Genomic DNA, 18,395 nt, shown 5'->3' on the forward strand with positions numbered 1-18,395 from the left:
CAGCCACCACGAACCACTACTGCGCTGATCAACGGTAGTTCCTCATGTCATACACCGATAACACCCAAACCCCACCACCACACCCCCAACCCACACCACTGGTGTAGGTGTTGAAGGTTTCGGGGTACCTCCCCAGCCATCCTCAGCCGTGCCGTCGACCGTGTTCTGACCGGTCAGTGCCACGTGGCCGGCAGCGATCCCGTGGGGGAGCAGGACGGAGGTCGTCGCGGGCGTCGTCCTCGCTGTAACGCTCGACGCGCTCGCGCGAGCGTTCAGTCCCACCAGTCGTTGCCAGTGTGCCGACGTCGCACCGCCGCGGCGGCGGCCAGTGGTGAGCAGGAGCCAGAACGACTGCTCGTGCTCGGACCCGAGAACGACGGATCCCTTGTTGCATACGGCGTCGATGCGCGGGTCCTCGCGATCGACACTTTCGTCGTGCTCCCAGCCCCAGGCGGCCTCCAGAGGGAACGGCTCGCCCGGCCGTCGCGGGCCGAGGTCGGGCCACGCGCCGGGCAGCCGGCCGAGCGGCTGAAGACCACCGTCGCGGGCAGGGCCAAGGCTGGAGCCGTTGCTGATCTCCGCGATGAAGGTCCTGTACGGCTTCAGGAAGGACGACCCGGTTCTCCCGCTCCCACTCCGCGACGGCCTCATGTCCGAGCGCCGGCTCGCGCCGTCGGGAACGCAGAACGCAGGAAGTCGGCGGTGTCTTCGGAGGGACGCTCCGGTCACTGACCGCTATGCGCATCGCGGTCACCTTCTTCTGGTCGATGCACACGGCTGACCAAAATCATGGTATTCCCGTAATGCCGGGGGGAGCTCGAAGCCGTCTCTCAGCCGTACTTCACGCCCGGCCGAATGCTCCCGGACCTTGGGCCCGCATCATCGTTTCTTCCCTTTCAGCCCTGTGACCTGCACAGAAAGGGCGTCGGGTCGAAAGGGTGACGTGGTGTGGATTCCCTGGTAGCGGGATCTGAGCCTCGCAATCATAGGTTCTGCTTTCGCCCTGAAAGCGGCGGCCCCACGGGTGGCGCAGCCCGGCCGCACCACGAGAGGAAAGAGCCAAATTCATGTCCATGCCTGTTGTGAGCATCTGGGACAACGCCATGCCGGGCGCTCAGCCCGCGTACCCGAGGACTTCCGCGTGGGACGCCACGTGGCCACTCGAAGGGGGAACCGCCTGGGTGTTCTACAGCACGCCGGGCCAGAGCCGGGTCAGGAAGCCGGTGATCCTCTCCGACGGCTTCTCCGCCGGGAAGAGCGATCCCGACGCTCTGTGGAACGCCCTGGAGAACGGCGAGTACCCCTTCGTCTCCTCGCTGCGGGAGGCCGGCTTCGACCTGGTTCTCCTCGGCTTCGACGAGCGGTCCGCTTCCATCATCGACAACGCCGGTGCGGCGATCCAGTGCATCAAGAAGGCGATCGACGACCGCGAAGGGACCGCCAAGCTGACGGTCGGCGGTTTCAGTATGGGTGGGCTGGTCACGCGTTACGCCCTCGCGAAGATGCAGCACGACGGTGACGACCACCAGACCTCGACCTATCTCTCCTACGACACCCCTCACCGCGGCGCCTGGCTGCCCATCGGGGTACAGGCCTTCGCACACTGGGTGAAGGACAACTGGGGCTCGATCCCGGGGTTCGGCGAACTCCTCGGCAACTTCTCCGTGCTGGTCAACAGCCCGGCCGCCCGAGAACTGCTGCGCTGGCACATCGGTACCGTCGGCGCCGAGGCCCGCCAGGACCAGGCCCGCATCGACTTCCTCGCCGAACTCGAACGGGTCGGCGGCTGGCCCGAGGGCGTACGGCGGCTCGGTGTCGGAAACGGGACGGGCACCGGCGCCGGAAACAACATCCCGGCCGGCGTGACGGCGATGCGCACCACCGGTCAGGAGCTGACGGGCACCCGTCTGGACACGCAGAACATGGGAGAACAGGTCGTCGCCGTCCTGAAGAAGGCCGGAGCCACCGAGATCCAGATCACCTCCAGCGGCCTGCCCGACATCGACGGCGCTCCCGGCGGCCTGTTCCCCGAAGCCCACAATCTCCCAGGCCACCCCGGGAACTTCGGAACCGCCGCCTTCCTGGCCGGGCTTCTCGAAGGTCAGCCGGCCGAACTCACCTACAACACGAGCACATTCGTCCCGAGCGTCAGCGCAGTGGCGGCCGGTGACATCGACGACCACGACACGCTTTACCGCAAGATCGACCCCGCCGACAGCGAACTCGACGCTTTCATGTGCGCCAGTGACAACGAGGGACACACACTGATGACCGAGGAACTCGGCGAGTGGATCCTGACCAAGCTCCAGGGCGAATAACCCTCTGCCACGACGATGACCGGCTCCCGTTCCTGGCACGATCGGGGGGACCCGGGATCCGGTCACCGAGCCGTCCGGCCGCCGTCACAGCCACGCGGCCGTGCGCACCAGTCCGGCGAGTGCGAGGGAGCGACTGTGCCCCGTCTGCACCCTTCGCTGCAACCAGCACCGATCCGGTGAAGTGGTCAGTTACAAACCCTGCGTCCAAGATCCCCTCCACCCCGGAGACCGGCCAAGACGGCCATGGTCAGAGCACGAGTGGACGGCGCCCCATACACCGTCCCGAAGACCACCGCACCCACATCATGACCACCACAACCAACCGGCCGGCGAACCTCACTTCTGGGCTGCAGCATGTGAACCTCCCCAGCGCCACAACCCGGCACTACCAGGTCAGGATCGACCTGCCAGGAACGGCCATCACAGAGACCGCCGAAGACGGCGACTCCTGGGTCGTCGGAGTCGAGGCCAAGCAAAGCCTGGGGCACATGATCACCATCGTGATCAACCACATCGCACTCTTCATCGCCGAAGCCGATTCAGAGACGCTTCACACCGGCTTTGTCACAGACCGTGTCCTATGTGGTGAGGCGGACGAGTCGTTTGTAGCAGCACAGGGCGGCGGCGAGGCCGAGAAAGGCCAGGTAGTTGCGGGGGTGGCGTTCGTATCGGTGGCTGAGTCGGCGGTAGCCGGTCAGCCAGGACATGGTCCGCTCGACCACCCACCGGCGTCGCCCGAGCCGCTCGGGGGACTCGATTCCCTTGCGGGCGATGCGGACGCCCAGTTGCGGGTAGAGCGGCTTGTTCTGGGCGACATAGGCAATGGCCTCGCGGGCCGGGGTCCTCAGGGTGCCCTCGGTGGGCTTCACTACGCCCGCGGCCAAGGCCAGCAGGGTGGACTTGCCGGCGCCGTTGGGGCCGATCAGGGCGCATATGCGGCCGGCGGCACCCGGAAGAAGCAGTCCCGCAGGGCCCAGCTGCCGCGGCGGAACCTCCGTCCGAGGCCGTGCGCTTCGATGGCTGCCGTCATTCTTCGTCCCCCTGGTTCGGTTCACCGTCGGATCCGCTCAGTACGGAGGTGAACAGTGCGGTGATGTCGTCCTGCTCCAGGCCCGCCCGCCGGGCCCGTGCAAGCCACTGGGCGAGCTCGGTGCGCAGCGCGCCGTCTGCCGCCCTGCCCTCGCCCAGCGTCCGGCGGACGAAGGTGCCGAGGCCTCGGCGGCCTTCCACCAGGCCTTCACGTTCGAGTTCCCGGTAGGCCTTGAGCACGGTGTTGGGGTTGATGGCGAGGGCCTCGACCACCTCACGGGCAGTGGGCAGCTGGTCCCCCGGCTCCAACAGGCCCAGGCGCAAGGCCTGTTTGGTCTGCTGCACGATTTGGAGATAGGTGGCCACACCACTGCGCCGGTCGATGCGGTACTCGATCACGCCTACTCATTTCGCTTTCACTAAGCAAGTAGTGAAACCTTGCGTGGGGGAGTCCCGACTGTCAAGAGCGCTCATATGTCGACGCTGACGCCGCCCGACGGCCAGGGTGGGGTGGTGCCCCGCTGCTGCGGAGAGATGCGCCCGCAGGGCGGCGGTGGGCGCGTCTGGTTCGTGGGTGCCGGGTACGGGGGGCCGGGGCCCTGCTATCGGGGGAGGTGGAAGCCGTTGAAGAGGTCGTCCATGCCGCGTAGGGCGAGGGGGGTGGGGGTGGCTTGGACCGTGAGGTCGCGGGCCGCTACGGCCAGGGGGTTGCGGAGGGCGCCCAGGCGGCCTACGCGGCGGGCGCGGAGGCGGATGGCGTTGGTGCGGTCGCGGCGGGCGGCGGTGTATGCGGCGAGGGCGGTCGGGATGGAGGTGGGGGTGTGGGTGTCGTGTTCGGCTGGGAGCAGGTGGGCGAGGACCACCGCGTCCTCGATGGCCTGGCAACCGCCTTGGCCGAGGTTGGGGGCCATGGCGTGGGCGGCGTCGCCGACCCAGGCGATGCTGCCGTGGTGCAAGCGGGGGAGCGGGGCGGCCAGGTCGTGGAGGTCGTTCTGGAGGACGTCGGCGGGGGCGAGGCGCTGGACGCGGTCCAGGAGGGCCGGGATCGGGTCGTGCCACGAGCCGAAGCGGTGGCGGAGTTCGGCTCGGGGGTCGGCTGAACGGGTGCCGGGTGGGGCGACTGCGGTGGCGTAGAGGTAGAACCGGCCGTCGGAGAGTGGCGTGATGCCGAACCGCTCACCTCGGCCCCAGGTCTCGCTCATGGCGGGTATCCGGAGGTCGGGGGCATCCACGAGGGTCCGCCAGGCGGTCTCACCGATGTAGTGCAGGCCGGGGTGGGCTGGGAAGTACGCGCGGCGCAGCGGGCTGTGGATGCCGTCGGCGGCGACGACCAGATCGGCGGGGAGGTCCGGGCCGTTGGCGGTACGGACGGTGGGGCGGCCCGCGGTGTCGTCGACGGCGGTCACGGCGGTGCCGTAGCGGATGGTCTCCGGCGGCAGGGCGGCGGCGAGGGCGGCGGTGAAGGCCGGGCGCGGGACGGCGATCGGGGGCGTGCCGTAGCGGGCTGCCATGTCGGCGGTGGCGGTCCGGGTGAGCCACCGGCCGTCGGGGCGGCGCACGCCCATCGTGGTGGCTGTCGCGCTGCCGGCGGCGTGGGCGGCGTCGACTCCGATGGCATCGAGGGCGCGCAGGGCGTTGGGGGCGAGGCCGATGCCGGCGCCGGTGGTGGGGAGTTCGGGGGCGCGTTCGCAGACGGTGACGTGCCAGCCGCGGCGATGCAGTGCGAGGGCGGCCGTGAGACCGCCGATCCCCGCCCCGGCTACTACCGCGTGACGTTTTGGCATGAGCCACCTCTTCGCTCCGGTCGGGCACCTTTTGAGATCTTCTCAGGGAGCCCTGGTCGACTGTCGCGGAGGTCCCGTCTGTCCGGCCCGGGGCTTCCCGGCTCCTCAGTGGGGGGTGAAGGCGGGGGCGTTCTCGGTGGCCCACTGGCGGTAGGTGCGGGCAGGGTGGCCGAGGAGGGTGTGGGTGGTGTCGTGGATGGCTGCGGGGGTGCGGTCGGCGGCTTCCCAGAGGTCGAGCAGCGAGGAGACCATCGGCGGGGGCATGTGGTGGGCCATCTGCTGTTCGGCCTCGGCGCGGGTGATCTGCTCGACGGGGATGGCGCGGCCGAGGGTGTCGGCGAGCAGGGCGAGCTGTTCGCGGAAGGTGAGTGACTCGGGGCCGGTCAGGGTGACCGCGCGGCCGGTGAGGGAGGTGCCGGTCAGGGCCTCGGCGGCGATGTCCGCGATGTCGTCGGGGTGGATGGGCGCGATGTGCGCGTCGGGGTAGGCGAGTCGGATCGGCTGCCCCTGGCTGATGGAGTGCGCCCAGCCGAGGGAGTTGCCGGCGAAGGCGTCCGGGCGCAGGAGCGTACAGGTGAGGTCGGAGGAGGCGAGGGCTCGCTCGACCCGGAGGCTGTGGCTCGCGAGCGGGTCGTTCTCGGCGTCCGGTCCGAGGACGGAGGACGAGGAGAGCAGGACGACGTGCTCGACGCCGGCGGCCTCGGCGGCCTTGATCAGCTCGTCGATGCCGGAGGGCTCGGGATAGAGGAAGACCTGGCGGACGTCGCGGAGGGCGGCCTCGAAGTTCTCGGGCCGGGTGAGGACGAGTTCGGCGGTCTCCACGCCGTCCGGGACCGTCAGGGCCGTGGGGTGGGCGCTGGCGGCGCGGAGGGGGAGTCCGAGGGCGTGCAGGCGGTTGATGACGGCCTGGGCGATCCGGCCTCGGGCGCCGGTGATGAGGGTGGTCACGAGAAATCGGTCCCCGTTCGATGTGGTGTGGTGCGTGGAATTTGGATGCTGAAGACATATGCATGCTTGCATGCATGCGTTTTCAGGTCAACACATGTATTCGTGCGGTCATCTAGGTAGGCTGATCGCATGACGAGAGACGAGCCGGTGACGGGTGATGAGCTGCTGAACGCCGTCGGCCCGGCGTTCGGGAAGCTGCGCCGCTCCTCGCTCCTGGACGTCGCGGACCCCATGTCCCCGAAGGACCTGGGACGCACGCTGGTCCTCAACGTCGTCATGGAGGCCGAGCAGCGCGATGCCGGTGAGGTCACGGTCGGCGCCGTGGCCGAACACCTCGGCGTGGACCCGTCCGTGGCCAGCCGCATGGTGTCGGACTCGATCAAGGCCGGCTACCTCGTGCGCGCCGCCTCGCAGCAGGACGGCCGGCGCACGGTCCTCCACCTCAGCGACGAGGGCCGGGAACTGATGGCCCGCTTCCGTCGGCACCAGCGCTCGGCCTTCGAGTACATCACCGCGGAGTGGTCCGAGCAGGAACGTCTGGACTTCGCCCGGCTCATGCTGAAGTACGTCGCCTCCCAGGAGGCCCTCCGCCAGCGCTGAGCGGATCGTTGCGCCTTCTCTTCCCTGCGCCCTTCGGCGTGGCATTTGTCCAGGTATGTCACCGGTCGGTCGCCCCTGGCGCCACGGAAGTGCCTCCAGCTGGGTCCGTCCGCCGTGCGGCGTGCGCTGGAGGGCTTCAGAGGGCCCTTCTGGGGCCTGCCGGCGGGCTTGGGGTCGCAGGGGCTTCTTCCGCGCTGTGGAGGGTCTGACGGGCCGTGGGGGGAGGGGGCTCGGTTCTCGTCCGCCCCCTCCCTCGGTACCCGGTCCCCCGGACCAGGTACTGAAGCCGCGTACGCACGCTTCGGTCCCTGGTGCTTCAGTCACTGCATAAACCTGCAGGTCAGGGTTGGTGCCGGCCGGTTCGCAGGGACTGGAGGGACTCAACTTTCCAGTTATGAGCCAGATATGAACAAGGCACTCCTTACATACGCCCGCGCATACACACGCACACGTGAGAGCTGGAAGTACCGACTCTGAGTCCCTTCAGTCCCTGCTGCGAAGATCAAAACGCTGTGACCTGCACGTTTTCTCAGGGACTGAAAGGACAGGGACTGAACGAGGGTCTCGGCCGTTCAGTACCTGAGGGCAGGGAGATTTGGGAGTGCTCGGGGGTGGATGCGGTGGTGCGGGTGGTTTTGGGCCCTTGGCAGGGACCGGGGCGACACGCCCGGGTGGGGTGGGGTTGCCGGTGGAAGCTCTGGAGGGTGAACAGCGGGAACGGAGGGACTGAAGGGACTGAAATGTCGATACGGCAGCGATTCCGGGGTGGGTGCCGGTGATCTCTGCGGTAATCTCCGCGATAGTGAATCTTCAGTCCCTCTGGTCCCTGGGACCTACACCGCGTCGAGGAAGAGCCAGTGCCGGTCCAGCCCGAGAAGCCGCCGCAGGGTGTGAGCGGCGGGACGGCGATGGACGTGGCCGGCTGGCTGGCCTTGCGGGGGTATCCCGTGCATCCGCTGGCCCCGGGAACCAAGACGCCTGCCGCCAACTGCCCGGAGTGCCGGGGCAGTGAGCACGCGCCCGAGGCGTGCCCGTGTCACGCCGAGCGTCGTTGGTGTCACGGGTTCCACGCCGCGACCACGGACCTTCGTACGGTGCGTGCGTGGTGGGAGGCCGAGCCCAGGTTCGGGATCGGTGTCGCCACCGGGCCTGCCGGGCTCGTGGTGATCGACGTGGACGCCCACGGCGCGTCCCTCCCCGACCGGCAGCGGCTGCTTCCCGGCATTCCCATCGATGACCGCGTCGACCTGACCGGTCTGCAGAGCGGATTCGACACCTTGGCGCTTCTGGCCGCTCACAGGTCCCGGCCCAACCCGTGCGAGGACACCTCGACGCTGCGCGTACGGACGCCCTCCGGCGGGATGCACATCTGGTACCGGGCGCCCAAGGACGGGCCGCGGTTCCGGTGCTCCAGCGGGTCGAGCTCCCGGGTGGCGCTGGCCTGGCAGGTCGATGTCCGGGCGGACGGCGGCTACATCGTGGCGCCGAGCACGCGTACCGCCGCCGGGGCGTACGAGGCCCTGCCCGGGGCGAGGGTGCCCGCGGTCCTGCCGTTGTGGCTGGCGGCCGAGCTGGTGCGGACCGGGCACGGCGGGGAGTCCCGTGGGGAGTCCCGTACGGCCGCGGCCATCCCGGCGCAGCAGCGTCCGCGCCGGGGCGGAGGGCGGCGGGTGCTCGCCTCGCTGCTCGACGAGGTGCGGGCCTGCGCGGCCAGCCCCTCCGGGACGGCGTTCAGCGAGAAGCTCAACCGGGCCGCCTTCACCGCGGGCGGCCTGGCTGCGGCCGGGCACCTCGGCGAGGCGGAGTGCCGCCGTCTGCTCCTGGAAGTCGCGGACCTGGCACGGCCCCACCAGACGCGGCGCAACGCCCTCATCGTCGACGCGGGGCTGCGTGCCGGAAGCGATCGACCGATCCAGCCCAAGGACCGCCCATGAGCAGCGCCGGAAGCACGGGGTTCAACGCCCAGGCGGCGGCGGAACAGCTCGCCGCGTTCTCCGCCGAGACCGCGGCGGCCGGTCGGCGGCTGCCCGCGCAGCAGAGTGCGGCGCCCGTCGCTGCCGCGGCGGACTTCGTTCAGGCCGGGCTGCTGAACAACCTGACGGACCGCGGGAACGCCAAGCTGTTCGCGTACCTGCACCACGACCGGTTCCGGCACGTCGAGGGACTGGGCTGGTACGTGTGGGACGAGTACCGCTGGAAGCGCACGGGTGGCGAGAAGGCCGCGATCTGGGCGGCCGGCGACATGGCGGAGGAACTGCCCACCCACGACCCGCGGGGGATCTTCACCGACCGGGAGCTGGCCCAGCACCGCAAGCGGGCCATGTCCACCTCGGGCGTCAAGGCCATGCTCACCCAGGCCAAGGCTTCCCCCGAACTCGCCCTCGATCCTGACACGCTGGACGGCGACAAGTACGCCCTGTGCACGCCGGCGGGCGTCGTGGACCTGCGTACGGGCGATCTGCACAAGCCCGACCCGACCCGGGACCTGCACTCGCGCGCGACGCACCTGGCGCCCGAGGCCATGCCGACGCCGCGGTTCCACCGGTTCCTCGACGAGACCTTCGGCGAGGACGACAAGGGCAAGGAGATGATCAACTTCCTTCATCTCCTGCTCGGCTACAGCATCACCGGCGACGTGGGCGGGCAGGTGCTGCCGTTCCTGTACGGGGTCGGCGCGAACGGGAAGTCCGCGCTGCTCGACGTCGTGATCAAGATCCTCGGTGACTACGCGGACGTGGCGCCGCCCGGGTTCCTGATGGAGCGCGGCAAGTTCAACGAGCACTCCACCGAGCTGACGGAGCTGCACGGCCGGCGGCTGTTCGTGTGCAGCGAGCTCAAGCCCCACGACAAGTTCGACGAGGCCCGCGTCAAGCTGCTGACCGGCGGCGACCGGCTCAAGGCACGCCGGATGCGGCAGGACTTCTTCAGCTTCGAGCCGACCCACAAACTGTGGCTGCTGGGCAACCACCGGCCGGAAGTCGGCACGGGCGGCCACGCCTTCTGGCGGCGGATCCGGCTCATCCCCTTCGAGCGGGTCGTCCCCGACCACCGCAAGATCGACAATCTGGCCGAGGAGCTCGTCCACGACGAGGGCCCCGGCATCCTGCACTGGATGATCCAGGGCGCCAAGGCCTACCTCGCCACCAAGCCGTCCCTGACCGGTCCCAGCGTCGTACGGACGGCCACCCAGGCGTACGCCACCACCGAGGACCACATCGGGCGGTTCTTGGCCGAGTGCTGCACCACCGGCGCCGACCTGGCCGACCCGCGGGACCTGAAGGTCGAGCAGGGCGCCCTGTACCGCGCCTACAGCGCTTGGTGCAACGACGGGGAGGGCCTGCGGCCCGCGACGACCCGCGCGTTCGCCACCCGGATCCGTGCCGAGGTCGGCGTCGCCTCGCCGAACGAGATGCTCCGCTCGAACGGGCAGAAGTTCTATCCCGGGTTGGCCCTGCTCGCCGACGAGGACCAGGTGCCGCGCGAGGCGAACAGGGCAACCACGAGGTGACGGGCCCGTGCGTGCGGCCGCCCCGCCGCGGGCACGCCTACGATGGACAAGGAAGATGAACGAATCCACCACCCGGTCGCGCCGCACAGGCGGCGGCTGCATAACGACACCGGCGCCGCTCGCGGCGTGGAGGAATCAGGGGCCCTGCGGGGCCGACGTGCATGAGGAGGGACCCACGCCATGAGCTCGCTACTGTCAGCAAGCGATCTCGCCCACGAGGACAAAGTGGTGTGGCTGGAGAACCCCGAAGAGCTCGACTACGTCCGCCAGGCCCTCGACAAGACCCCGCGCCGCCGGGGCAAGCCCCGCTACCACCGCGACGGGCGCATGATCGGTTTCACCGAGCTCGGCGACACGGCGGAGGCCGACCCCGACAGCGGGCTCCAGAAGCGGCGCGTCTTCTACCTGCTCCCCCACGACCGGGACGCCGAACCGGACGGCCTGTACCGGGAAGGGGCCCCGGGTGAGGCCGTGGACCCCCGTACGATCCAGCCGCGGCAGGTGGGCCGGAAGACGGAACGCTCGCAGCGGGGGCTGTCCGCGCCGACGGTCGCTTGATCAGTTGCCGATCCGCCCGGGTTTCAGAAGGCGAAGTCGACGTAGTCGATGTCGGTGAACTCGACCAGGAGGCTGGTGGCGCGGGCGCCGCTGTCCTTGAAGTAGATCTCCTGGAGGCCTTCCGCCGCGATGGCGCGGAGCTCGGCCTCGGGGGCGCCGGCTTCCTGGGCGGCGAACAGGCGGCTCGCGTACTGCGGCGGCAGGTGCTGGGTGATACGGCGCATACGGCCGTCGTCGGTGGTGCCGGGGGCGGCGGTGAAACCGAAACGGGCCCGGGTTTCGATCACCAGGCCGGTCTGGCGGGCGGCCTGCTCGCGGGCGCGTTTGCGGACCAGGGGCTGCCAACGGCGGCGGACCTCGGCCGCCAGGCGGGCGGCGAGAGCCGGCTTGGGCTGCCTGAGCTGGTCCCTGACGTAGCGCTCGACGGTGCGCTGGGAGATGCCGAGGAGGCGGGCCGCCTCCCGGGTGGACTTGAGCTGCTTGACCAGGAAGCGCATCTGCGCGCCCGCGGACTTGGGGACGGGGCGGGTGAAGTGCAGTTCGTCGGCGCGGCTGAGGCTGTCGTCGATGCTGGCCATGTCTGCTTCTTACTCTCCGTCGGCGGCGGCGTCGTGGCCCTTGATGTGGCGGGCGGGATTGAGACCCTCGTCCAGCATCTGGACGGCCCACAGGAGGGGCTGGGTGCCCTCGTGCTTGACCATGCCGGGGCTGACGCCGAGGCGGAAGCCGCCGGGGAGGGGCTTGCCTTCGGGGGTGCGGGGGAGGAAGTCGAGGGGGCTCGGGCCGTCGGAGAGGTAGACCGCGCAGTCGGAGAGGACGGCGACGGGGTACTGGCCGGCGGCGGTGGCGAGCTTGTTCATCTTGCGGTGCATGTTGACGCGGGCGGTGGAGATGACGGCCGCGCGGATGTCGGGGCGCCAGGTGGGGCGTTCGAGGGCGGGCCAGGGCTCGCCGGGGCGGTAGCCGGCCCCCTGGGGGCGTTCGCGGAGCTTGCCGATGCCGCCCTTGACGGTGGACTTGATGGCCGACAGGACCGGCTTGAGCGTGGCGGTGGCCGGGTGCTGGGGGGCGGTGGCCATGGCGGTCAGGAACTCGGTCTCCGAGAGGGCCGAGGTGATGCCGAGGTCGGCCATGGTGGCCATGTAGGCGTCGCGCAGGCGGGTGTACCAGGCGTCGAGGTAGGAGCCGTGGTCCGGGCGGAGCCAGGCCTCGGTCGGGTGGACGGTGTGGCCGAGCTCCTGCGCGTAGGCGAGGGTCGGGGTCGCGTACCAGGCGGGGCCGGTGGGCGGCTTGCCGTGCGGAGTGAAGGGGCTGGGCAGGCGCGGGTCGAGGGTGAGGGAGGACAGGTCCGCCAGCCAGCAGCCCGGGGTCTTCGGGTCGAAGCGGGGGCTGGTGGTGTGGACGGCCGGGCCGAGACCGACGGTGAGGCGGTTCGCGGCGGCCGCGAAGGCCATGTTCACGTCGATGCCGACGGCGTGGGTGCGGGCGCACTCGGCGTCGGTGAGCAGCTCCGGGTCGCGGAACCAGTCGTACGCCTCCTCGTCGAGCACCTGGTCCGGGGTGCGCTGGTGGGCGCGGGGGTACAGGGCGGCGACCACCGGATGCTCGTCGGGGGCCTCCGGGGGAGCCGGGTCGACGGGGCGGGTGAGGGAGCCGGGAACGGCCGCGGACTCCCAGGTGTTGGTGGCGGGGTTGCGGGCGGCGCGGGTGGGCGGGCGCAGCGCCGTCATGAGTTCCAGGCCGGTCACGGCCGTGGAGCCGCGCGGGGTGAGGACGCGGGTGGCGTACGTGGTGAGGATCTCGGCGAGCTCCGGGGCGGGGAGGTCGGCGGTGTGCTCGCCCCAGGCCCGGGGGTCCAGGGCGCCCCAGGGCAGGATCGCCAGCTGGACGCACTGGCGGCCGGTGGCGGCGGTGGCTGGTCGGTAGATGCGGGGCCAGGGGCCGAAACCGCGGCGGGTCAGCTGCCACTTGCTCTTGGCGAGCTGCTTGAGGACGGGGTGGTGGTCGGGCAGGCGCAGGGCGCGCCGGTCCTCAAGGGTGTCGGGGAGGCCGAGGGCCTCGGTGGCGGCGGCGGTGAGGACGAGGAGCGGGTCGCCGTCCTTGCCGTTGCGGTGGAGGCGGGGGGAACGCAGGTCGGCGTCGGGACCGAGGGCCCAGGCGATGAGGGTGGGGAGGTCGGTGCGGGCCTTGGGGGGGAGGTCGAGGAGGAGCCCGCGGGCGGCGTGGGCGCGGTCGGTGCCGTCCAGGACGAGGAGGGGGCCGTTGCCTTCCAGGGGGGTGGGGGGAGGGAGGGTGGCGGCCCGGGGGGTTGCCGGTAGGGGGGTTGCCCGTCGGGTGGTGGGGGTGGTGGGGGTGTTGGTGGTGTTGGGGTGCGGCGGTGTTTCGCCGGGCGGCTCTTCCCGGGGCTGGGGCTCCGGCCCGGGGCCCGGGACGGTCGGCGGCTCCGGGGCAGCCGTCGGCTCCGGGGCGGCCGTCGGTTCCGGGGTGGGGTTGACGGCGTTGACGCCGTTAACGCCGTTAACGCCGTTAACGGGGTGGAGGGCGGCCAGGCCTTCCAGGAGGCGGGCGTACGCAGCGCGCTTGGGGGGACGCGGGGCCGTGCGTCCCGTCTCCCAGGAGGTGACGGTTTCGCGGCGTACGGAGAGGGCCTTGGCGATCTGGTCCTGGCTCAGGCCGGCGGCTTCCCGTAGGCGCTTGCGCTCGTCTGGATGCGGGAGCGGGTCCTGAGCGGCCGCTTCTTCGAGCAGGGCGTCGACTGCAGCGAAGAGGCTCTCTTGTTCGTCGGGCATGGTGCGTGCGTACCTCCGGGGGCAGCCTATGTGAAGCGCACGACTGAACGCACATGAATCGCACGTGGGGCGTTAACGGCGTTAACGCCGTTAACGCCTTCGTCGGCGGCCGGATGTCGGTCCCGGCGTGGGTTCTGGTGCCGGTCCGTGGTGGCGGTCCGGCGTCCGTGCGTTCAGATGCGGGTCAGCAGGAGCTCGGTGACGGCCTTGAGGTCGTCGGGGGTGAGGTGGGCGGCCAGGGCGTCCGCGATCGTTTCCGGGGAATCCGTGGCGATCGTGATCCGGGGCGCCGCGGAGGCAGCTGAGGCAGCCGAGACAGCGGAGGCATTAACGCCGTTAACGGTCGGATCCTGGCCGGGGGCATTAACGGCGTTAACGGTCGGGGCCGGGTGGGTGCGCTGGCGCGGGGGGTTCACGGCGCCGATCGTCTCGGTGGCCGCCGCCTCCTGTTGCGCCTGCGGCAGGCGCCCGATGCGGCGGGCCGGTTCCACCTTGAGCTCACCCGTGTCGACCTTCTCCTGGAGACTCGGGGTGAGGTTCAGGAGAGCCAGCCTCTGGGAGACCCAGGCGGCCGTCTTGCCCAGCCGCTTGGCGACCTGCGCCTGGGAGCCGTGGACGTCGACGAGTTCCTGGAGGGCCCGGGCCTGGTCCATCGGGGCCACGTCCACCCGGTGGATGTTGGCGATGAGGGCCGATTCGAGGATGTCCGCGGCCGACGCCGACAGGGCGTCGTTCACGTGGATGTGCATGGTCTTCAGGCCGGCCAGCTGGGCGGCCGCGAGGCGCCGGTTGCCGTCGATCACCACGTACGGGGCGCGGCCGAGGCCGTCGGTCTGGCCCGGGTGGGCCTCCATGAACGCCATACGGGTGGCGACCGCCAGCGGCTGGAGCTGACCCCGGGAGAGCAGGGACTGGGCCAGCTCGTCGAGTTCGGTGAGGTCCTCGCGGAGGTTGAACGGGTTGTGCGCGAGCGCCTCGATGGGGACCTCGGACGGCGGGACCACCCCGGAGGTGGGAGCGCCGGTGGCCTCCGCGATGGCCGCGCGGCGGGAGCTGACGCCGACGGGCTGGGCGCGGGCGAAGGATGCCGAGACGGCGAGCTTGTCGGCCTTGCTCATGAGATCTCCCTTGCGAGGGCCCGCAGCGCGACCGCTTGGTCGCCCTTGGGTGCGTAGACGAACAGCGGCTGCTTCACGCGGACGGCCTCGCGCTGTTCCTTGAGGTCGGGTACGACGGCGACGACGCGCGGATCCTTTATGTCCCTCCAGGCCTGGAGGGAGGAGGTGGCGATGTAGCCGCGGCGGCCGTCGTAGAGGTTCACGACCAGGCCGAGGTAGTCGATGTCGAGGGCGAGATCGTCGCGCAGGTCGTTGATCTGGGAGGTGAGGAGGTCGTACGCGTCGGCCGAGGAGTCCTCCGCCTGTACGACGATCAGCGCGCCGGAAGCACCGGGCTGTTCGGCGTCGCGGCGGCGGCCGTAGTAGATGGCGGCGTCCATGCTGAGGCCGAGGCTCGGGGGACAGTCAATGAGGATGACGTCGTAGTCGGACTCGACGGGTGCCAGGGCGCGTTCGAGGGCGGCCTCGCGGGCGCGGACGGTGGACAGGCGCACGTCGAGGAGGAAGGCGTCCGTGCAGGCGGGGAGCAGGTGGAGGCGGTCGCCGAAGCGTGCGTCCGGGATGGGGACGACCAGGTCGGCGAGGGGCCCCTTGGCCTCGCCGGCCATGTGGCAGGTGAGGCTGTCGCCGCCGATGGGCAGGGGCTGCTGGCCGAGCTGCTTGGTGAGGTGGCCCTGCGGGTCGAAGTCGACCAGCAGGACGCGCATGCCGAGGCCCGGGAGGTCCTCCAGGTCCAAGGGGGTTGCCGCCGTCGGCTCCGCGGGGTGCCCGTCGCCCTCCTCGGCGCCCGAGAGGCGGGCGGGCCGGCGGGCGACGCGGACCGGGTGGAGGGTCTCCGGGTCCTCGGCGAGGGCCTCGGCGGTACCGGCGGTGATGGCGGTCTTGCCGACGCCGCCCTTCTGGTTGCACACGACGATGCGGCGTACGACGGAAGGCCGCTTGACGGTGGGGGCCGGGTTCATCTCCAGCCACAGGCGGACGGCTTGGGCCAGTCCCTGGATGAGGGAGACGCCGCGGTCCTTGCAGTCGGCGCGGAAGGAGTCCCACTGACCGGCGGGCAGCCAGGTGGAGAAGGATTCCGCGCCCGAGGTGTCGACGGGGGAGGGGGCCGAGGCGAGCGCACGCCAGTGCGCGATGCCCTGGTGGACGGCGTCCTGGATGTCCACCCCGAGTTGGGCGGTGCGGACTTTCAACTCCTGGCGGAGCCACGGGGCGAGTTTGGAGACGACCTTCTCGCGGTCGCTCTGGGACGAGGGCGAAGTCATGAGAGGGACTTTACTAACGTTCGTGGCCGCGTGTGGGCGCCACGCCTGAGTTTTGCTAACGAAGTGGGTGCGGGGGGTGGGGAACGGGGGGTGGAGCGGCCCTGGAACGGCTGGAATGGCCCTGCGGCGGCCCTGGGACGGCCTGGATCGTGGTGGGGCGGGGCGCGGATACGCGACAGGGCGGCCTCGCACACGCCGTAGCGAGCACCCCCGTGGTTCGCCACGGCGTGTGCGAGGCCGCCCTGGATACGCCGTCAGCCGACCGGGACCGCCGAGGAGTCGGGCAGTGCCAGACCGAGCTCGGCCCGGCACTCGGGCGAGCCGGCCGGGTCGAAGGCGGGGATGCGGTGCGCGGGCACGATCCCGGGGAGCAGCAGGTTCCACAGGTCGATGACCCGGGAGTGCAGGTCCTCACGGCCGGTACGGACGTGCGAGGTGACCTGGATGCCGGTGAACGAGCCGACGAGGAAGGTGGAGAGGTCGTACACGTCGAGCGCCGGGAGGACGTCGCCCCGCTCCTGGGCCGGCGTCAGGCAGGCGTGGCAGGTGTCGATCCACGTGTTGTACGGGGCAGGGTCGGGGTTGGTGAACGAGCCGAACTCGATGACCAGGCGGATCGCGGCGCGGATACGGACGTTGGTGCGCAGCCCGTACGCCATCTGGTGCGTCAGGTCGATGACCGTCTGCAGGCCGGGCTCCTCGATGGCGGGAACGCCCTCGGAGACCTGGAACTGCTCCTCCATCAGGGTGCGGGCGAGGGCTTCCTTGGAGGGGAAGTGGAAGTACAGCGCGCCCTTGGTGACTCCGGCGTACCTGACCACGTCGCTGAGGCTGGTGCCGCCGAAGCCGCACCGGTCGAAGGCGATGGCTGCGCCGTCGAGGATCGCCTGCCTGGTGATCTCGGCACGTTCCTGCCGGGCCCTTGCCATGTGGGTGTCTCCTGGTGCTTTTCGCTGGTGCCGCTGGTGCCACTTGTTCGTGTCGTGCCGCCGTCTGGTGGGACGTCGGGCTCCATCTTGTGGGATGGGGGCGAAGAAAACCAGTCGACAAGTATTTTTTCGGGGGAGGGCGTTAACGCCGTTAACGGCGTTAACGGCGTTAAGGGGTCGAGGTGGGCGGGATGCCCGCACCCGGGGTCGGTGGGGGTCCGGGGGGACAGACAGACATACGGGCCCATCAGCGACGCCCGAGCCGGCTTCCGGTTGCCATGTCCCCATCCGGGGCCGACCATCCCCTCTTCCCGAGCCCAGCCAGGGTCAAGCCGCAGCCGACGCCAACCAGATGGGCATCGGGACCCGCAGGGGCCACCATCGCCCCAAATCGCTACACAGCCGGTCTCGGCATAGCGTCCGACGACCGTCTGGGGTTGATGGGACGAGACGGCAGGCGCTTGGCAGTTCATGCGGGGAAGCCCAGGGCCAGGGCGGCGACGACGGGGGCTGCGTAGATCATCGGGAACGGGACGTGGGCGTAGGAGCGAGCCCGGATCACGGTGATGACGGCACCGGTGAAGTACAAGACCGTGCACACGGCGGCGATCAGGCCGATCACCGGGACGAAGAAGCCGACGAGAAGACCGGCCGCTCCCGCGGCCTTGGCCGCGCCCAGCCAGTTCCACCAGTCCTGCGGAACCCCGTAGTCGGCCAGCGGCTCCACGACCCACTTCGTACGCAGAAAGACCGAGACGGCCGAGAAACCCACCATGACGGCGGCGACGATCGTGATGACAGTGGCAGTGGACATCAGATGAGCTCCTCATCGGGCGGCTGGGTTGTGCTCCTCACCGGATTGACCCGCCCCGCCGCGAGAGTGTGACAGCCCGCAGAAAAAAGTCTTCGTCGGGCCACGGATCCGCACCGCTGCCCTCCCAGCCGATCCGGGCGCCGCTCGCCTGCACCCGACAGCCCACGGCCGCAATCCGGACCGACCCAAGCCCCATTCAGGCCCCACGGGGATCTCTGGGCTTTTGCGGCCTCTTCGCGGGCATCTAGAGGACCGAAAGGGCGCAGAAGGAGCCGGATGCTGGGCCTTTCGGCATCACGCTCAGTCAAGGGGCCCATCGGTCTGGCCAACCGGCCGCCAAATCAGGGCAAACCACCCGCGCGCGCATGACTGACGTCCTGCGACCCAATGGCGCCCATTCCCGCCCCCAGACGGGCCGCGGACGCCAAGCCGAGACCGGCTGTGTAGCGATCTGCCGCGGCAATGAGCGACCCCAGACGGCCGTCGGACGCTATGCCGAGATGGGCTGTGTAGCGATCTGACGCGATGGTGGGCGGACGGCCCCCGATGCCCATCTGATTGGTGTCGGCTGCGGCTTGACCCGGCCTGGGCTCGGAAAGAGGGGATGGTCGGCCCCGGATGGGGATATGGCGGCGGGGATCGGCCCGTGGATCGCTGACGGGCCCGCTCCTGGACTGTCACCCCCCGGCCATTCCCCGGGGGCTTCCCGGCAGTCTGTTGTCTTTCCGGGGCGGG

Annotated in this window: 14 protein-coding genes and 2 pseudogenes; 5 read left to right on the plus strand and 11 right to left on the minus strand. The window is 70.4% G+C overall.

Features of this window, described 5'->3' with window-relative positions; translation table 11 throughout:
* Positions 1-1,073: 1,073 nt before the first annotated feature.
* Positions 1,074-2,318 carry a hypothetical protein gene (locus AB0B01_RS29060; RefSeq protein WP_361725352.1) on the plus strand — a complete coding sequence of 415 codons (1,245 nt, stop codon included), beginning with the start codon at positions 1,074-1,076 and terminating at the stop codon, positions 2,316-2,318.
* Positions 2,319-2,896: 578 nt separating this feature from the next.
* Here AB0B01_RS29060 and AB0B01_RS29065 read toward each other — a convergent pair.
* From AB0B01_RS29065 to AB0B01_RS29085, 5 genes and pseudogenes are all read right to left on the minus strand, one after another.
* Positions 2,897-3,094 (minus strand): annotated as a pseudogene (locus AB0B01_RS29065) (transposase); the annotation flags it as partial.
* Between the two features lie 15 nt (positions 3,095-3,109).
* Positions 3,110-3,348 (minus strand): annotated as a pseudogene (locus AB0B01_RS29070) (ATP-binding cassette domain-containing protein); the annotation flags it as partial.
* The gene (locus tag AB0B01_RS29075) at positions 3,345-3,746 is read right to left on the minus strand and encodes a GntR family transcriptional regulator (protein ID WP_361725355.1); all 402 of its coding nucleotides are present in this window, start codon (positions 3,744-3,746) and stop codon (positions 3,345-3,347) included. The pseudogene AB0B01_RS29070 and the gene AB0B01_RS29075, both read right to left, overlap by 4 nt.
* A 203-nt stretch (positions 3,747-3,949) precedes the next feature.
* Complete coding sequence (locus AB0B01_RS29080) at positions 3,950-5,131, minus strand: FAD-dependent monooxygenase (protein WP_361725358.1); 1,182 nt, start codon at positions 5,129-5,131, stop codon at positions 3,950-3,952.
* 105 nt (positions 5,132-5,236) lie between these two features.
* The gene (locus tag AB0B01_RS29085; protein WP_361725361.1) at positions 5,237-6,079 is read right to left on the minus strand and encodes an NAD(P)H-binding protein; all 843 of its coding nucleotides are present in this window, start codon (positions 6,077-6,079) and stop codon (positions 5,237-5,239) included.
* A 129-nt stretch (positions 6,080-6,208) separates the two neighbouring features.
* On the opposite strand from AB0B01_RS29085, the gene AB0B01_RS29090 reads away from it, so the two are divergent.
* From AB0B01_RS29090 to AB0B01_RS29105, 4 genes are all read left to right on the plus strand, one after another.
* Positions 6,209-6,679 carry a MarR family winged helix-turn-helix transcriptional regulator gene (locus AB0B01_RS29090; RefSeq protein WP_361725364.1) on the plus strand — a complete coding sequence of 157 codons (471 nt, stop codon included), beginning with the start codon at positions 6,209-6,211 and terminating at the stop codon, positions 6,677-6,679.
* Positions 6,680-7,587: 908 nt separating this feature from the next.
* Positions 7,588-8,613, plus strand: a complete 1,026-nt coding sequence (locus tag AB0B01_RS29095; RefSeq protein ID WP_361725391.1) for a bifunctional DNA primase/polymerase — start codon at positions 7,588-7,590, stop codon at positions 8,611-8,613.
* A complete protein-coding gene (locus AB0B01_RS29100; RefSeq protein WP_361725367.1) occupies positions 8,610-10,187 on the plus strand; it encodes a phage/plasmid primase, P4 family in 1,578 nt (525 codons plus the stop codon). The genes AB0B01_RS29095 and AB0B01_RS29100 overlap by 4 nt, the downstream gene beginning before the upstream one ends.
* A 180-nt stretch (positions 10,188-10,367) precedes the next feature.
* A complete protein-coding gene (locus AB0B01_RS29105) occupies positions 10,368-10,745 on the plus strand; it encodes a DUF6009 family protein (protein WP_361725370.1) in 378 nt (125 codons plus the stop codon).
* A gap of 23 nt (positions 10,746-10,768) precedes the next feature.
* Here the strand turns inward: AB0B01_RS29105 and AB0B01_RS29110 are convergent, their stop codons facing one another.
* From AB0B01_RS29110 to AB0B01_RS29135, 6 genes are all read right to left on the minus strand, one after another.
* Positions 10,769-11,323, minus strand: a complete 555-nt coding sequence (locus tag AB0B01_RS29110) for an XRE family transcriptional regulator (protein WP_361725373.1) — start codon at positions 11,321-11,323, stop codon at positions 10,769-10,771.
* Between the two features lie 9 nt (positions 11,324-11,332).
* Positions 11,333-13,534, minus strand: a complete 2,202-nt coding sequence (locus AB0B01_RS29115; RefSeq protein WP_361725376.1) for a helix-turn-helix transcriptional regulator — start codon at positions 13,532-13,534, stop codon at positions 11,333-11,335.
* A 173-nt stretch (positions 13,535-13,707) separates the two neighbouring features.
* Positions 13,708-14,652 carry a ParB/RepB/Spo0J family partition protein gene (locus tag AB0B01_RS29120; RefSeq protein WP_361725379.1) on the minus strand — a complete coding sequence of 315 codons (945 nt, stop codon included), beginning with the start codon at positions 14,650-14,652 and terminating at the stop codon, positions 13,708-13,710.
* Positions 14,649-15,917 (minus strand): ParA family protein, encoded by a 1,269-nt coding sequence (locus AB0B01_RS29125; protein ID WP_361725382.1) that lies wholly within the window; start codon positions 15,915-15,917, stop codon positions 14,649-14,651. Before AB0B01_RS29125 ends, AB0B01_RS29120 begins: the two co-directional genes overlap by 4 nt.
* A gap of 254 nt (positions 15,918-16,171) precedes the next feature.
* Positions 16,172-16,846, minus strand: coding sequence for a ScbR family autoregulator-binding transcription factor (locus AB0B01_RS29130; protein WP_361725385.1), 675 nt, complete (start codon positions 16,844-16,846; stop codon positions 16,172-16,174).
* 469 nt (positions 16,847-17,315) lie between these two features.
* Positions 17,316-17,660, minus strand: coding sequence for a DoxX family protein (locus AB0B01_RS29135; RefSeq protein WP_361725388.1), 345 nt, complete (start codon positions 17,658-17,660; stop codon positions 17,316-17,318).
* Positions 17,661-18,395: the final 735 nt, after the last annotated feature.

Origin of the sequence: Streptomyces sp. NPDC044571, from assembly GCF_040647115.1 — a bacterium.
In the GTDB taxonomy this organism is placed as follows: Bacteria; Actinomycetota; Actinomycetes; order Streptomycetales; family Streptomycetaceae; genus Streptomyces.

Coding starts and splice junctions, on each gene's coding strand:
- AB0B01_RS29060 (WP_361725352.1), top strand. CDS start 1,074: ATGCCTGTTGTGAGCATCTGGGACAACGCCATGCCGGGCGCTCAGCCC.
- AB0B01_RS29080 (WP_361725358.1), bottom strand. CDS start 5,131: ATGCCAAAACGTCACGCGGTAGTAGCCGGGGCGGGGATCGGCGGTCTC.
- AB0B01_RS29090 (WP_361725364.1), top strand. CDS start 6,209: ATGACGAGAGACGAGCCGGTGACGGGTGATGAGCTGCTGAACGCCGTC.
- AB0B01_RS29095 (WP_361725391.1), top strand. CDS start 7,588: ATGGACGTGGCCGGCTGGCTGGCCTTGCGGGGGTATCCCGTGCATCCG.
- AB0B01_RS29100 (WP_361725367.1), top strand. CDS start 8,610: ATGAGCAGCGCCGGAAGCACGGGGTTCAACGCCCAGGCGGCGGCGGAA.
- AB0B01_RS29105 (WP_361725370.1), top strand. CDS start 10,368: ATGAGCTCGCTACTGTCAGCAAGCGATCTCGCCCACGAGGACAAAGTG.
- AB0B01_RS29110 (WP_361725373.1), bottom strand. CDS start 11,323: ATGGCCAGCATCGACGACAGCCTCAGCCGCGCCGACGAACTGCACTTC.
- AB0B01_RS29115 (WP_361725376.1), bottom strand. CDS start 13,534: ATGCCCGACGAACAAGAGAGCCTCTTCGCTGCAGTCGACGCCCTGCTC.
- AB0B01_RS29120 (WP_361725379.1), bottom strand. CDS start 14,652: ATGAGCAAGGCCGACAAGCTCGCCGTCTCGGCATCCTTCGCCCGCGCC.
- AB0B01_RS29125 (WP_361725382.1), bottom strand. CDS start 15,917: ATGACTTCGCCCTCGTCCCAGAGCGACCGCGAGAAGGTCGTCTCCAAA.
- AB0B01_RS29130 (WP_361725385.1), bottom strand. CDS start 16,846: ATGGCAAGGGCCCGGCAGGAACGTGCCGAGATCACCAGGCAGGCGATC.
- AB0B01_RS29135 (WP_361725388.1), bottom strand. CDS start 17,660: ATGTCCACTGCCACTGTCATCACGATCGTCGCCGCCGTCATGGTGGGT.